At 63.8% G+C, this 14,324-nt stretch carries 12 protein-coding genes; 6 read left to right on the top strand and 6 right to left on the bottom strand.

The annotated features are described in order from the left end of the window. Positions 1-14 precede the first annotated feature (14 nt). On the bottom strand, positions 15-1,682 hold the full coding sequence (locus tag OKW43_RS00955) for an ATP-binding domain-containing protein (RefSeq protein ID WP_429444630.1): 1,668 nt from the start codon (positions 1,680-1,682) through the stop codon (positions 15-17). 230 nt (positions 1,683-1,912) lie between these two features. On the opposite strand from OKW43_RS00955, the gene OKW43_RS00960 reads away from it, so the two are divergent. Continuing rightward, positions 1,913-2,539, top strand: coding sequence for a glutathione S-transferase family protein (locus tag OKW43_RS00960; protein ID WP_429444632.1), 627 nt, complete (start codon positions 1,913-1,915; stop codon positions 2,537-2,539). 26 nt (positions 2,540-2,565) lie between these two features. Here the strand turns inward: OKW43_RS00960 and OKW43_RS00965 are convergent, their stop codons facing one another. Together OKW43_RS00965 and OKW43_RS00970 are read right to left on the bottom strand one after the other, a co-directional pair. Then, positions 2,566-3,261: a potassium channel family protein gene (locus OKW43_RS00965; protein ID WP_246530216.1), complete on the bottom strand. Its 696-nt coding sequence runs from the start codon at positions 3,259-3,261 to the stop codon at positions 2,566-2,568. Then, positions 3,251-4,579, bottom strand: coding sequence for a TrkH family potassium uptake protein (locus tag OKW43_RS00970; protein ID WP_429444635.1), 1,329 nt, complete (start codon positions 4,577-4,579; stop codon positions 3,251-3,253). Before OKW43_RS00970 ends, OKW43_RS00965 begins: the two co-directional genes overlap by 11 nt. 228 nt (positions 4,580-4,807) lie before the next feature. Between OKW43_RS00970 and OKW43_RS00975 the strand changes: the two genes are divergently transcribed. Further along, positions 4,808-5,407 (top strand): Fur family transcriptional regulator, encoded by a 600-nt coding sequence (locus tag OKW43_RS00975; protein ID WP_187636887.1) that lies wholly within the window; start codon positions 4,808-4,810, stop codon positions 5,405-5,407. Between the two features lie 150 nt (positions 5,408-5,557). Here the strand turns inward: OKW43_RS00975 and OKW43_RS00980 are convergent, their stop codons facing one another. Beyond that, positions 5,558-6,082, bottom strand: coding sequence for a response regulator (locus OKW43_RS00980; RefSeq protein WP_187636886.1), 525 nt, complete (start codon positions 6,080-6,082; stop codon positions 5,558-5,560). Positions 6,083-6,627: 545 nt separating this feature from the next. Here OKW43_RS00980 and OKW43_RS00985 point away from each other — a divergent pair. Continuing rightward, positions 6,628-7,371, top strand: a complete 744-nt coding sequence (locus OKW43_RS00985; RefSeq protein WP_429444638.1) for a ribonuclease activity regulator RraA — start codon at positions 6,628-6,630, stop codon at positions 7,369-7,371. A 37-nt stretch (positions 7,372-7,408) separates the two neighbouring features. On the opposite strand, the gene OKW43_RS00990 is transcribed toward OKW43_RS00985, so the two are convergent. Then, positions 7,409-8,227: a TetR/AcrR family transcriptional regulator gene (locus tag OKW43_RS00990; protein ID WP_429444640.1), complete on the bottom strand. Its 819-nt coding sequence runs from the start codon at positions 8,225-8,227 to the stop codon at positions 7,409-7,411. A gap of 75 nt (positions 8,228-8,302) precedes the next feature. On the opposite strand from OKW43_RS00990, the gene OKW43_RS00995 reads away from it, so the two are divergent. The 3 genes from OKW43_RS00995 (at position 8,303) to OKW43_RS01005 (ending at position 12,784) form a co-directional block, all read left to right on the top strand. Continuing rightward, complete coding sequence (locus OKW43_RS00995) at positions 8,303-9,838, top strand: MDR family MFS transporter (protein WP_429444642.1); 1,536 nt, start codon at positions 8,303-8,305, stop codon at positions 9,836-9,838. 429 nt (positions 9,839-10,267) lie between these two features. After that, on the top strand, positions 10,268-11,452 hold the full coding sequence (locus tag OKW43_RS01000; protein WP_429444644.1) for a hypothetical protein: 1,185 nt from the start codon (positions 10,268-10,270) through the stop codon (positions 11,450-11,452). 258 nt (positions 11,453-11,710) lie between these two features. Further along, entirely contained in the window at positions 11,711-12,784 is a 1,074-nt protein-coding gene (locus OKW43_RS01005) for a TAXI family TRAP transporter solute-binding subunit (protein ID WP_187636881.1), read from the top strand. 44 nt (positions 12,785-12,828) lie between these two features. Here OKW43_RS01005 and OKW43_RS01010 read toward each other — a convergent pair whose 3' ends face one another. Next, positions 12,829-14,268 carry a PLP-dependent aminotransferase family protein gene (locus tag OKW43_RS01010; protein ID WP_429444647.1) on the bottom strand — a complete coding sequence of 480 codons (1,440 nt, stop codon included), beginning with the start codon at positions 14,266-14,268 and terminating at the stop codon, positions 12,829-12,831. Between the last annotated feature and the right edge of the window lie 56 nt (positions 14,269-14,324).

Here is a 14,324-nt window from a genome sequence, read left to right on the forward strand (position 1 = left end):
CCCGGCCGCCCCCGCTACTTCTCCTTCCGCTCGCGCAGTTGCAGATGCCGTGCGGCCCGCTGCGACGCGACGATGATCAGCTTCATCGTCGCGCGCGTCGCGCCGACGAACAGCTTGCGCGCGATGCGCTCGTCGAATCCGTCGAAGTCGATCTCGGTGAAGATCACGCACGGCGCGGCCTGCCCCTTGAAGCGGTAGATCGACTCGAACAGCACGTCGCCTTCGCGATATTCCGGGTTGCCGAACAGATCGTATTTGCCGGTAAAACTGCGCAGCCGATGCGGTCCGAGATGATCGAGCGCGCTCATTGCCGAACCCTCGCGGCCGCGGAACGACAGCACCGCGATGTCCTGCTTGCGAAAACCGAGCGATAGCGCGTGCGTGATTGCGCGCTTGGTTGCGTCGATACTGCTTTCGGCGCCCTGCGCTTCGTCGTAGACCGACACCGAAACCTCGGAGCCGTCGAACGGACTGCCCGCCGCGAGCGCCGCGGCGAGCGGCACCGACGCGCCCAGCACGTCGCGCAGATAGTCGAGGATGTCGCGAGGACTGCGGTAATTGGTGGTTTCCTTGAGTGTGGTCCAGCCCGGCAACGAGACCGGCTCGCGCATGTACAGATTCTGCAGCGGGTCTTCGAGCCACCACCACGCGCCGCCCGGCCGCAGCAGCCGCTCGAGCGCGGCAACCCACGGCTGCTGGAAATCCTGCCCTTCATCGACGATCAGCACATCGAACCGCCAGCGTGGTTCGATCGGCGTGTCGGCGAATACGGTCTCCAGTTGATCGAACACCTGCGCGGACTGGAAATCGGGCGCCCGGCCCGCGTCGCGCGCGATCCAGTCGCAAAGCTGGTGATAGTTCGCGACCTTGGCCTCCGGCGGCGCGACCCGCGCGATGTGATCGGCGAGCGGCCGGTTGAAGCACACGTACAACGGCCGCTCGCCGCGCGCGACCGCGTCCTTCATCACCTGCACCGCGAGTTGCGTCTTGCCGGAGCCCGCCGTGCCGATCACCCGCAAACGGAACGGCACGAATTCGAGCCGGCGCGCCCATGTCGCGAGTCCGCCCGCGAGGCGCGTGACGAGCGTGCCCGCCTGCCCCACGAGCGCGCTCGTGTCGAGCGTCAACGCGAGTTCGTCGGCGAGAAAGTGGTGAATTTTCGACGCGCACGGCAGGCGCGGTTCATTGGCCGGCAGCGCTTCGCGGATGATCGCCGCGAGCCGCTCGCGCCGCGTCGCGTCGACGATGCGAGCCGGATTCACGCCGGCGATCGCCGCATCCTTGACGATATGGTCGGGGCAGTACAGCAGTTCCTCGATGAAATACGTGCCCGCGCCGAACGCCGCGGTAAAACGCCGGTGCAGACTCTCGATCGTATGCGCGAGCGCGATCGCGACGTTGCGTTCCGTCTGCAGATACACCTTGACGAGCCCCTTCGGCGTTTCTCGCAGAAAGCCGGTCTTCTGCTCGATGATCATCAGGCGGCCGGCGGGACTCACGATCACGAAATCGGCCTCACCGAACACGGAGAAGTTCTGGTTCAGGCGCGTCCAATGCACGCCGTGATACACGGTGTAGTCGGCGGGCAGGGCCTTTTCGAGTAGCGCGAGTGTTTCACGTTCGCGCGCCGCCGCGCCGGTCGCTTCGAGGCTCTTCCAGTCGTCGGGAACAATGCGGGCCATGCGGTGCCTTAGTGGTTTGGATGCGCGAGTCCGCTCGCTTCGGCTCGGCGCGCAATTCGGGGTGTGGTTATTGTACGCAACGCGGTCGCGGCCTGGCGCGGTGGAGCGCCGACTCGCGCGGACGGTGCCTTTCGTACGTCGCGCAAAGCTACGCGCTTCGTGTATCGTTACTGGCTGAACGCCGCGCGCGAGGTGCGGCTTGCCAACCGTAACAAAAAAGGATTTACCGGATGATTACGATCTGGGGACGCACCAATTCGGTCAACGTCCAGAAAGTTTTGTGGTGCTGCGACGAACTCGTGCTGCCATTCGACCGCATCGACGCGGGGCTCCAATTCGGCCGCAACAACGAACCCGACTATCTCGCGATGAACCCGACCGGCAAGATCCCGACGCTGGTCGACGACGACTTCGTGCTGTGGGAATCCAACTCGATTCTGCGCTACCTGGCGATGCAATACGGCGAATCGAGCCTGCTGTATCCGGCCGAGCCGAAACTGCGTGCGAGCATCGACCGCTGGCTGGACTGGTCGCTATCGACGCTGCAAGCCGCGGAACGTCCCGTGTTCTGGACGCTCGTGCGCACGCCGCAGGCCGAGCGCGACACCGCGAAACTCGCTGCCGACGTAACAGCGGTCACCGTGCTGTGGCGCCTGCTCGACACGCATCTGCAAGGCCGCTTCTTTCTGGAAGCCGACAAGTTCACGCTCGCCGATATCGTGATCGGCGCGTACGCGAAGCGCTGGTTCGGCCTCGACGATTTGCAGCGGCCGCCGCTGCCGAATCTGGAGCGCTGGTATTCACGTCTCGCGACGCGCTCCGGGTTCAAGAAGTATGTGGATTTTCCGTTGACCTGAGCATGGCGCGAGTCGGCGGAAACGGTTCAGGTATTCGCGCGACCCGCAAACTCTTCAACCTTGCTCGCAGGGCCCGACACGATCAGCAGATCCCCCGGCACAACAACCGTGTCAGGCCCCGCGTGCTGGAACTCTTCGTCAGCGCGCCTGACGGCCACGACCATGACACCGAACGCCTCCAGAACGCCGCAATCTGCGAGCGGACGGTTGTGTGTCGGCGCCGGAGCATGAATCGTGGCGACGGCAAATCCTTCGCCGAATTCAATGTAGTCCACGATTCGACCTGTGATCAGGTGAGCGATCCGTTCACCCATTTCCGCTTCCGGATAAACCACGTGATGCGCGCCGATGCGCTGGGCAATCTGGCCGTGTTCCGTGGTCACCGCCTTCAGCCAGATGTCCTTGATCTGAAGTTCCGTTAGGGCCATCACGGTCATCAGGCTCGCCGAAAGGTCGCTTCCAATGCCCACGATCGCATGAGGGAAGTCGGCAACGCCCAATTGACGCAGGGTATTCACGTTGGTCGAATCGGCCCGGACGGCATGCGTCAGCCGGTCCGCCCATAGCTGCACCTGCTGCTCGTCCCGGTCGATTCCCATCACGTCATGGCCAAGCCGAAGCAGCGACTGGGCCACGGCACAGCCAAACCGCCCCAAACCGATGACGACCACACTGTCGCCTTTCGAAAAAGAGAGCGAGATCCTGAACAGGTCAGCCAACAATTGGATGCTCCTCGGGGTAGCTATATTGCGCACGCCGCTCAACCAGCATTAATGACGTCGCAAAGGTAATGGTTCCAACCCGGCCGACGTACATCAGCGCGATGATCACGAACTGGGCCGGCGCAGGCAGATCACCCGTGATACCCGTTGACAGACCGACCGTACCGAACGCCGAAATAACTTCGAAGATGACCTGATCGGTAGGGAAATCGGTGATGTGCAAAATGATGAGTGTGCCGGCCGTGATCATCACGGCACCCAGAGCCACCACGGTAATCGCTTGCCGCTGCGCCGACGCGCTGACACGGCGCCCAAACGCTTCGATATCGCCACGCCCGCGAATCTCTGCGATCACCAGCAAGGCCAGAATGGCGATGGTGCCGATCTTGACACCCCCTGCCGTTCCCGCGCTGCCCCCGCCAACGAACATCAGGAAGAAATGCAGGGCCCAGCTGTCATGACGCATTGCGCCAATGTCGAGCGAGTTGAAACCCGCCGTGCGCGCGGATACCGAGGCGAAAGCTGCCGAAAGGAGCTTCTCTCCGAACGGCATCGGACCCAGGGTTTTCGGATTGGTCCATTCGAACAGCAGCAACGCAAGAAATCCACCGAGCAGCAGCGCCCCCGTGACCACTAAAGTGAGCCTGGTGTGCAATGAAAGCCGACGGGCACCCCGAAGTTTTTCCCGCAGATCGTACAGAACCGGAAACCCGATTCCGCCGACGACAATCGCGATCATCACCGGTACCAGCATCGATGCGTCGGCGGCATAGCGCATCAGACTGTCCGAGTGAATTGAAAAGCCCGCGTTGTTGAACGCGGAGACCGCGTGGAACCATCCACTCCACGCGGCCTCGCCCCATTGGAAGCTGTACCCGAGATGAAGCCTGACCGTCAGCCAGAGTGCCGTGGTCAGTTCAGTGACGAGCGTCACGACGACCACCAGGCGCGCCACGCTGCCGATGTCCCCCAGACGGAGCGTGTGCGTTTCGACCTGGGTGATCAGCTTCGCTCGCAGCGGCAAGGACCGGTTGACCATGAGTCCCAGCAAGGTGGCTGCGGTCATCATGCCGAAACCGCCAATCTGAAACAGCCCCAGGATGACCCACTGTCCAAAGCTTGACCAGTAAGTGCCCGTATCGACAACGACGAGTCCAGTCACGCAGACTGCGGAGGTAGCGGTAAAAAAAGCGCTCAGCCACGGTGCTGCCACACCTTTGGCCTGCGACACGGGCAACCTCAAAAGGAGCGTCCCTGCGGCAATCGCAAAGAGAAAGGCTAAGGCTACTGCCCGGGATGGGTGCAGCAGTTGTCTCATGGATACCCCGTCAAACACATTCAGAGACTGACTGACAAAGAATAGGCATTTTTTGCCAGTAAGGCCCCCATTTTTGTTTGTTGTCAGTTGTAAGCCAACTCTGGGGAATGCCGTCGGCCCTGCGGAGCAAACCTGTTCGGGACGCTTTCCCGATGCCCGGGAATCCGATTCTCTCCACGCTTCGACCGGCGCGGCACTTGCATCCCCGCCTGCCTCTATAATCGACGCATGAAAACCGCCAAGTCCGCCGCGACCGGCCATCCGGTCACTCCCACACCTGCCGCCCCCACGGCCGATGCACACGATCATCATGCGCATCACGACGCGCATGAGCCGTCGCTCGCACACGGCTCGTCGCAGGAAGCGGCACTCGCGCTCGCCGAGGACTACTGCCGCGAACGCGGCGAAAAACTCACGCCGATCCGGCGCAAAGTGCTCGAACTGCTGCTGAACTCCGGACGCGCGACCAAGGCCTATTCGCTGCTCGACGAAATGCGCCAGATCCACCCCGGCTCGGCGCCTCCGACCGTCTATCGCGCGTTGGATTTTTTACTGTCGGCGGGGCTCGTGCATCGGATCGAATCGATCAATGCATTTACTGTCTGCCATGATCTGACGCAATGCCAGCACGGCATTCTCGTCGTCTGCCAGCAATGTGGCAGCGTCACCGAGTTGTATCAACCGAAGCTGCGCCAGGCCCTCGTCGCGCAGATCGAGGACGCGGGCTATCGGCTCGCGAGCGATGAAATCGAGTTGAAGGGATTGTGTGCGGCCTGTCAGGCGGCCCAGGCGGCCAGCGCGGCCGCGCCAGTAGCCGCGGCGAAATAGCGGCGCGCCACGTGTTGGCTGCGCAACGCCGTGAGACGCGCCGCGAAGCGTCGATGACCGCGCGCTGCTTTGAGAAACCACGTCCCCCGCCGCGCGCCGGCCTGCTCTATCGACAAATTCACTCCCACGAAAGCTGCTGCGAAGCGTCGATCATCCCGCCGCGCGGGCGTCGATCGCGTCGTGCAGCAGCGTCACGAGCGCTTCGGGTAACGCGGGTTTGGTCATGAAATGCTGGAAGCCTTCGCCGATGCTGCGCAGGCGGTATGCGTCGTCGGTATGGCCGGTGAGGGCCACCGCCACCGAGGGGGAATGACCGCCGCAAATCTCGTGATCACGCAGCCGCTGGATCAGATAGAAGCCATCCATGGCCGGCAAGTCGAGGTCGCAGACGACCGCGTCGGGAAGCAACCGCATCGCCGCCACGACGCCCTCTTCCGCATCCGCGACCGCGCAAACCTTCGCGCCTTCCGCCTCGAGTAACAAGGTCAACGATTCCCGGCTGTCCGGGTCGTCCTCCACCAGCACGATCGTGGCCTGATCGAGCCTCATTGCTGCGTTCATCGTATGTTGTTGCTCTGAAAAACCGGTTAGGCCGTCCGAGGTAGCCAAGGTTTCACTTCGTGTTTCATTTTGCTGATTGCCGCCGATTTGCGCGGCCAGGGTGTTGCTGTCCATGGTTCCGACTCGATTTCGCACGCCGAGTTGCAGACAGGTCCGCGATGGTAAGACATTGCTCCGCACCTTCCGAGTACAACGCGTGCGCACGGTAACGCGCGAAAATTGCACGCCGATGAAAAAACGGCGTTCGACGCACACCGCGATTTATCTGCTGACTGTCAGCAGTTTTCCGCGGCTCGCCGATCGCCGGCACCCGATGTTCCGGCGCGGTTCATACGAACCCCGTTCGCACGGCCTTCTCCGCCCGGTATCGATTCTGTCCTTCATATTGTTTGCGCGACGCGGCGCTGTGGTTTGTTTTGCGTCGTTCGCATCCGCTGATTCTGTAAGCATGTCGCGTGCCTCGTTGCAGCGGTTCGCTTGCCGCGAACAACGGCTGCGCGGTGCTTGCTACTGACCGGCGATGTATTGGCGCTGGCCCGCTAATGGTTGGCGCCGCGGCGCTATCATCGTGGGCGCGCATCTGCGGCATGCTTCGCTTCGTGACCACCCGCACGCGCCTATCGATGTCCCCGCATCCCGACCCGAGACCAGCCGACACCATGTCCGCCACATCACCCGCGCTTTGCGCCGCGACGCTCGACATCCTTCGTCACGTCAGCACCGCCACGCTAACCACGCAGCTATTCAAGCGCGGTCTGCGCAACACCTTCATGCAGGGCGTCGCGCCGCTCGGTCCGCAACGCGGTGCGAATCTGGTCGGGCCGGCGTTCACGCTGCGCAATATCCCGTCGCGCGAAGACATCGACGTGCTGGAGCTGTTCGCGGACCCCGAGTGCGCGCAGCGCAAATGCGTCGAGACCATACCGCCGGGCCATGTGCTCGTGCAGGATTGCCGCGGCGAGCGCGGCAGCGCGTCGTTCGGTTCGATTCTGTCGCTGCGTTTGCAGGTGCGTGGCGTTGCCGGCATGGTGTCAGACGGCCCGGTGCGCGACAGCGCGACGATCGCCGCGCTCGACATGCCGGTGTTCTGCTCGGGCGCGAGCGCGCCGCCCAATCTGATCCGCCATCACGCGGTCGATATCAACGTGCCGATCGGCTGCGGTGGAGTCGCGGTGTTTCCGGGCGACGTGATCGTCGGCGATGGGGATGGAGTCGTCGTGATTCCGCTGAAGATGGCCGACGACGTCGCGCAAGCCGCGGCCGAGCAGGAGCAACTCGAAGCGTTTCTAACCGAAAGGATTCGTGCCGGCGCCGTGCTGCCCGGCACCTATCCGCCGAACGACGAGACGAAGACCGCGTTCGACGAGTGGAAGAAAAAATCCAAAACCCAAGGGCCTTTTTAAAGGACCCGACGACCGGCGCGCCACACCGGCCGCCAGTTCAATCGCCGTTGCGGGGCCCAATGCCTTGCACCAGCAACGCCACCGCATGCCGTGCGATCTCCGCGCCGCCGATATTGCGGCGCAACGGATCGTTGCGCCACAGCTTCGAGGTGGCAAGCGGCAGAATCGTCATGCCGAGCAGCGTGACGAACACGAGCGCAGGCTCGATCGATGCATTCAGGCGCCCCTCCTTCTGCCAGCGCGCGATCGCCAGCAGCGACGCATTCTGATGCGCGAAACCGAAACGCTCATGCATGCGCTGGCGCAGCAGCCCGCCGTCGCTGATCACTTCGCGCACCCACAGCGACGCGAACCACGGGTTATCGCTCGCGATCTGCACGAGCCGCTCGGTGAGCTGCGTGATTGCCGCGACCGGATCGTCGGGATTCTCCTGAAACGGCAGGCCGAGGCTCGCGCGCAGCGGCGCGAAACACTCGTCGATCAACACGTCGAGCAATTGATCGCGCGTCTTGAAGTAGTAGTGCACCATCGCGGGCGTGAAACCGGCCTCGCGGGCGATCTCACCCAGCGACGTCTCGACGATGCCCTGCCTCGCGAACAGCGTGAGCGCAGCCCCGAGCAAACGCGCGCGCTGTTCGGGGCCGCGCGCCGCTCCCGTCGGCCGGCCAGGGCGACGACCGGCCGATACAGCCGGCGCGGCGCTTGCGACTTTCATGGTTTGAGCAACCGTTCGCGTTGCCTTGGGCTTGGGCTTGGGCTTCGACTCGCCGTGCTCTTTCGCGGCCTTCCGCGCGGGCGGTCCCGCATCGGTGACGGCGTTGTCCGTCGCGGCGTGGTCAGGGGAGATCCTTGTCATTGCATTGAATTTGACGTGGGAGGCGATGTCGCATATATTAATCTCTCCGTTAATTAATTTCAACGCGTTGCAGCCATGGAACAACCCGCCACGAACCCGTCCGCCGACTCCGCGCAGCCGGACCCGCGCTCGGCGTCGCCCAGCGCCGACCATCCGCCAATCCGGCTGCTGTTTCCGGCGCTGCTGCTGGTCATGCTGCTCGCCGCGCTCGACCAGACGATCGTCTCGACCGCGCTGCCCACTATCGTCGGTGAACTCGGCGGACTCAATAACCTGTCGTGGGTCGTGACCGCCTACCTGCTCTGCTCGACGATCGTCGTGCCGCTGTACGGCAAGTTCGGCGACCTGTTCGGCCGCAAGATCGTGTTGCAGACCGCAATCGTCATATTTCTCGTCGGCTCGGCGCTGTGTGGCATTGCGCAGAACATGAGTCAACTGATCATGCTGCGCGCGCTGCAAGGCCTCGGAGGCGGCGGCCTGCTCGTCGTGACGATGGCGGCGATCGCCGACGTGATTCCGCCCGCTGAACGTGGCCGCTACCAGGGCGTGTTCGGCGGCATCTTCGGTCTCGCCACCGTCATCGGTCCGCTGCTCGGCGGCTTTCTGGTCGAGCAATTGACGTGGCGCTGGATCTTCTACATCAACCTGCCGCTCGGCATCGTGTCGCTGATCGTAATCGGCGCGGTGTTCAAGCCGCACGTGCGCCACGTGAAACACACGATCGACTACATGGGCGCCGCGTTTCTCGCCGGCGCGCTGACCTGCGTCATCCTGTTCACGAGCCAGGGCGGCACCATCCTGCCGTGGTCGTCGCCGCAACTGTGGTTCACGCTCGGCATGGGCCTCGTATCGATCTGGGGCTTCATTCACGAAGAACGCAGTGCGGTTGAACCGATCATGCCGCTCGGCCTGTTCAAACAGCGTACCTTTCTGATCAGCAGCCTCGTGAGCTTCATCATCGGTGTGTCGCTGTTCGGTTCCGTGACGTTCATTCCGCTCTATCTGCAGGTCGTGAAGGGCTCCACGCCGTCGCAAGCCGGCATGCAGATGCTGCCGATGATGGGTGGCCTGTTCATCCTGTCGATGGTGACAGGTCGTGTGATCAGCAAGATCGGCAAGTACCGGCTGTTTCCGATCATGGGCACGTTCCTCGTGTCCGTGGCGATGCTGCTGCTCGCGCGCCTGCAGATCGACACGCCGATTCATGTGATGTATCTGTACATGGGCCTGCTCGGCTGCGGCCTCGGCATGGTGATGCAGGTGCTGGTCCTCGCGGTCCAGAACAGCGTCGAGTTCAAGCACATGGGGGTGGCCACATCGGGCGTCACGCTGTTTCGCTCGATCGGCGGCTCGATCGGCGTGGCCAGTTTCGGCGCGGTGTTCTCGAACGGCCTTGCCGGACGCCTCGAAAAGCTGATCCCGCCCGACACCGAACTTCCGCACGCGTTGGGTCCGGCCGCGATTCATCAGCTACCCGAAGCATTGCGCAACGACTATCTGCATGCGTTCGCGGGCGCGTTGCATACCGTGTATCTGTCGGCCGCATGCGTCGTGGTGCTCGCCTTCGTGCTCGCGTGGCTGCTGAAGGATCATCCATTGCGCAAGCACTGAGCGTGCTTCGACGCCCGATCCGGATGCTGATGCAAACGCTTACCGGCAAGCGCCAATAGCAGAATGATGACGAGGCCGGGCGCACGACGCGCCGGCCTCGTTGTTTTTTTGTCGCGCTCACTTCGCGCAGCGCAATGCTTCCGGTTGCCTTCATTTGTCGCGAAACAACAGCTACATACACTCGTTTCGAGCGCATGCCCAAGGTTTCTTCATACCTCCGAATGAGCGGTAGCGCACACAATCCAGGGGCCAACCGCGTTGACGTCCCCCGTGAAACACCACATATTGGAAACAGTGGAAACGCAGGCGCTGCCTACGTCTTCGCGACTTCCGGCGCATGTGGATCGTGGTTCCGCGGACAAGGCTCCAGCCTCAACACGATCCGGAGCATGCCATCACGGCATCGTTTTCCAAAGGTGGGTCCACGGCATGTCCACCCAGACCGCAACCGGCCAGACGTTTCCTACACCCTGCAAACGCTGCGGTGGCGCACTGTACCGACAAGTCGACGCCTGCCCTTACTGCGGCGCCGCGCATCCGTTCGATCAGGACGATCCGCACATCCGCACCGGTATTCCAGGCAGCCGCGCGAGCGCCACGCACAAGCCCCTGCCCCGCTTCGACGACGGACCCGGCACACGCGATGAAACCGCGATCGCCGCTGCCGCGATTGCGTCCGAACCGTTGTTGCCGAACCAGCCGGCCATGCAGACGGCGCTCGTGGCGACCGACACCACTATCCCGCCTTACGAAGACCCGATGTATGCGCCGCGCAGCACTGCGCAGACGATCTGGCGCGTGTTGTACGTGATCGGCGCGATTGTCGCGATCGGCCTGGCGTATGTCGCTTACACGCTATTCAGTGACGGTGGCGATTCGGAAGATAAAGGCGTGGAGCAGGTTACTCAGGGCACCAGAGCAACGACCGGCATGATCGCACCGCTTGCGTCCGCGCCGGTAGTCGCTCCAGCGCAGACCGCGCATGCGCAGGCCGCAGCCAGGCCGACGACACCACCCGTGACCGAAATGGCGGCCAAGCCCACGCCTGTCGTGCCCGCTGTTCCCGTCATTCCCGCGACACCGGCCGCGCCGCCGATGGCCGCGACACCGGTGCGACCCGCGGCGCAATTCCACGACGCCGGACAAGCCTTGCAGGTCGCGCGGACCGCGTTCCGCACGAACGATCTGTCCGCCGCGCAAGCCGCTCTTGCGGCCGCGCAAACGTTACAACCCGGCAACAGCGACGCGCAGGGTCTGGCCGATCAGATGCGACCGCTCGTCCAGCGTCGCGATACTGCGCTGCAAGCCGCGCAAGCCTGCGTCGCGCAGCAGACGTGGCCGTGCGCGCGTCAGCACGCGAACGAGGCGCTCGCGATCGACAGCGGCAACGACGCGGCGAAGGTGATCCTCGAACGCGTGATTCGCGAGACCGGCTGGGCGCCGCTGACTCCGCCGCATGCGGCGACGACGGACGCCGCGCCAGGCGCGCCGCTCGCGCAGGCGCTACCGTCACCATCGCTGTACGCCGGCGCGCAAGCGCAAGCGAACGGCGAGCCTGTCGCAGCCGCAACGGACGCCGACGTCGTGAGGACCGCGACGCCGCGGAGCAACTAGCGTTCACGCGCGACGCCGACCGTTCGAGTAGCGCCACGCAGACGCGAACGACTGGGCCGTCGCGCAAAGAATATTGATTCGCATACCGGATCAAATCGCCGCCGTCTGTGCCGAGTCGCACATTATCGTGCGTCCTCTGAGCGGAAACAGACGGAGCGACCCTCGCGGCAGCTTGAACATGACATCGCAGCCGGATCACTGGTGCTTCCACGCGCCACGCGTGAAGCGGGATCAAACTGACCGATAGGTAGAAAGATCATGCTGAAGAGTCTTTTCGCGGGCTGGCTGGGGCTGGTGTTACTGGTCGTCTGTGCGCTGGCCGGCGCCGAACCGGCGCACTACAAGATCGTCACCGGGCCGGAGCGCGGCACGTATATCCAGATCGGCAACGATCTGTCGAAATGGGTGGCCCAGCCGATCGGCATCGACCTCGAAGTCGTGGCGTCGAAAGGCTCGGCCGAAAACGTGCAGCGCATGCGTTTCGAGCCCGGTGTAAAGCTCGCGCTCGTGCAGTCCGACGTGTACCAGGCGTTCATCGACATGGCCAACTCCGGCAACCCCGATGCGGGCACGACGATCCGGCCGCTGCGGCTGATCATGCCGCTCTACGACGAGGAGATCAACGTCGTCGTGCGTGCGGATTCGCCGCTGAAAACGCTCGCCGACATCAAGGGCAAGACCATCAGCGTCGGCCTGCTAGGCAGTGGCACGGCGCAGTCGGCGACGACGCTCTATCGCCTGATGTTCGGTCAGCCGATTCCCGAGCAGAACGTCGTGCATCTGAGCAATGAGGACGCGCTCGCCGCGCTGATCGTGAAGAAGATCGATGTCGCGATCATCGTGGTCGGACAGCCGGCAAAGCTGTTCAACGACATGAAACCCGACCTGCTGTCACAGTTGCGTCTGTTGCCCGTCGATCCCAACGCGCCGGAGACGAACCGCGCGAAGCAGACCTACTTTCCGACTACGATCCACCAAAGCAGCTACCCAGGCTGGTTGAAGGAAGACGTGCCGGGTCTGACCGTCAAAGCGTTTCTGGTCACCTACGATTACGGCTTGCGCGACACAGTCAGCAATCTGAATCATTTCGCCGACTCGTTGTGCGCGAACTTCGACAATCTGCAGGAGCATGGCCATCCGAAATGGAAACAGGTGAAGCTGGAATTGCCGACGCTCGTGCACGGCTGGAAGTACTACGGTCCGGTCGAGAAGCATCTGCGCGCGTGTCTCGCGCACCGCAGCGCGGCAATGAGCGCAGCGGCCGCGCAACCCGCGCCGAAACCACACACGCCTTGCTCGGAAGAAGAGCGGATGCTGTTGCTATGCAAGTAACGCGGTAGCCAGGACCGCGAACGCAAGGTTCAATGCAGTTCGTCTCAGACACGCTCGCGCGCTGCGTCGGCCGATACGGCGCACGCTTCCATCGCCCGTTGCAATGCCTCATACACCTTCGGGCGATTGCATTGCGATACGTTGAAACGCAGAAAGGCCGCCGCCGCTTGCGACGCGCTGAACACGTTGCCCGGCGCGAACACGACGCCCGCCGTTAGCGCATGACGCGCGATGTCGGCGGCATCGAGCTCCCCGGGCAAGCGCGCCCATACGAACAGGCCCGCGCGCGGCCGTGTCCAGATAGCGAGGCCCGCATAGCCGAGACGCCTGACGGTCTCCCCCATCGCATCGGCGAGCTTCGCACGCATCGTCTCAAGATGACGCCGATACGTGCCGTCGACCAGCATCCGATGCACGACGCTCGCCGCGAGCTGACCATTGCCGAACGAGGTCGCGAGCTTCAGATCGATCAACGGTTCGATCCATTCGGCGCGCGTCGCGATATAGCCGCAGCGCACCGCAGCCGACAGCGTCTTCGAAAAGCTGCCGATCGACACGACGCGCGCGAGGCCGTCGAACGCGGCGAGGCGCGGCGCGGCTTCGTCTTCGAAGTCGGCGAAGATGTCGTCTTCGACGATCAGCAGATCGTGCTCGCCGGCGAGTTTCAGCAGCCGGTGGGCGACAGCCGGCGCGAGCGTCGCGCCGGTCGGATTGTGGATCGCCGAGTTCGTCACGTAGAGCCTCGGACGCTGCTCGATCAGCGCGCGCTCGAACGCCGCGAGATCCGGTCCTTGCGGCGTGTACGGCACGCTCGCGATGCGCACGCGATGCGCACGCAGCAACGCCTGAAAATTGAAATAGCACGGATCGTCGATCAGCACCGTGTCGCCGGGTTCGAGCAGGAAGCGGCACACGAGATCGAGCGCATGGGTGCCGCCGTCGGTCAGCACGATCTGCTCGGGCGGCGCATCGACGCCGTGCGCGCAGAGCCGCCACGCGAGTTGCTGACGCAGCGCGGGCAAGCCGGCCGGGCTCGCGTAATCGGCCAGCAGCGACTGCGGATCGCGCGCGACGGCGCGCAGCGCGCGGCGCACGCCATCTTCCGGCAGCCACGAAGCCGGCATCCAGCCGCAGCCGGGTTTCAGCGCTTTCGAGCCGGTCTCCAGCGACTGCCGCGTGAGCCACAGCGGATCGACCTCGCGATCGAGTCGCGGCCCGAGATCGGCGAGCGCGAGCGGCGGCGCATGGCCCGACACGAAGAAGCCGGAGCCGCGCCTCGCGACGATCACCCCTTCGGCGACCAGCCGGTCGTATGCTTCCACCACGGTCGACTTCGACACGCCGAGCGTATCGGTCATCGCGCGAATCGACGCCACGCGCGCGCCCGGCATCAGCGAGCGGCTCGCGATGCGCTCGCGCAGATTGTCCATCACGAGGCCCACGCGCGTGCCCGGCACCGTCTCGCTGCTCCCGTTTTCTGTCATCTGTACTGCTCCATGTTCGGTACAGTTTGTGCAAACTGTACTGATCTGTAGCTTAC

The organism is Paraburkholderia sp. WC7.3g (assembly GCF_050436345.1).
GTDB classification, from domain to species: Bacteria; Pseudomonadota; Gammaproteobacteria; order Burkholderiales; family Burkholderiaceae; genus Paraburkholderia; species Paraburkholderia podalyriae.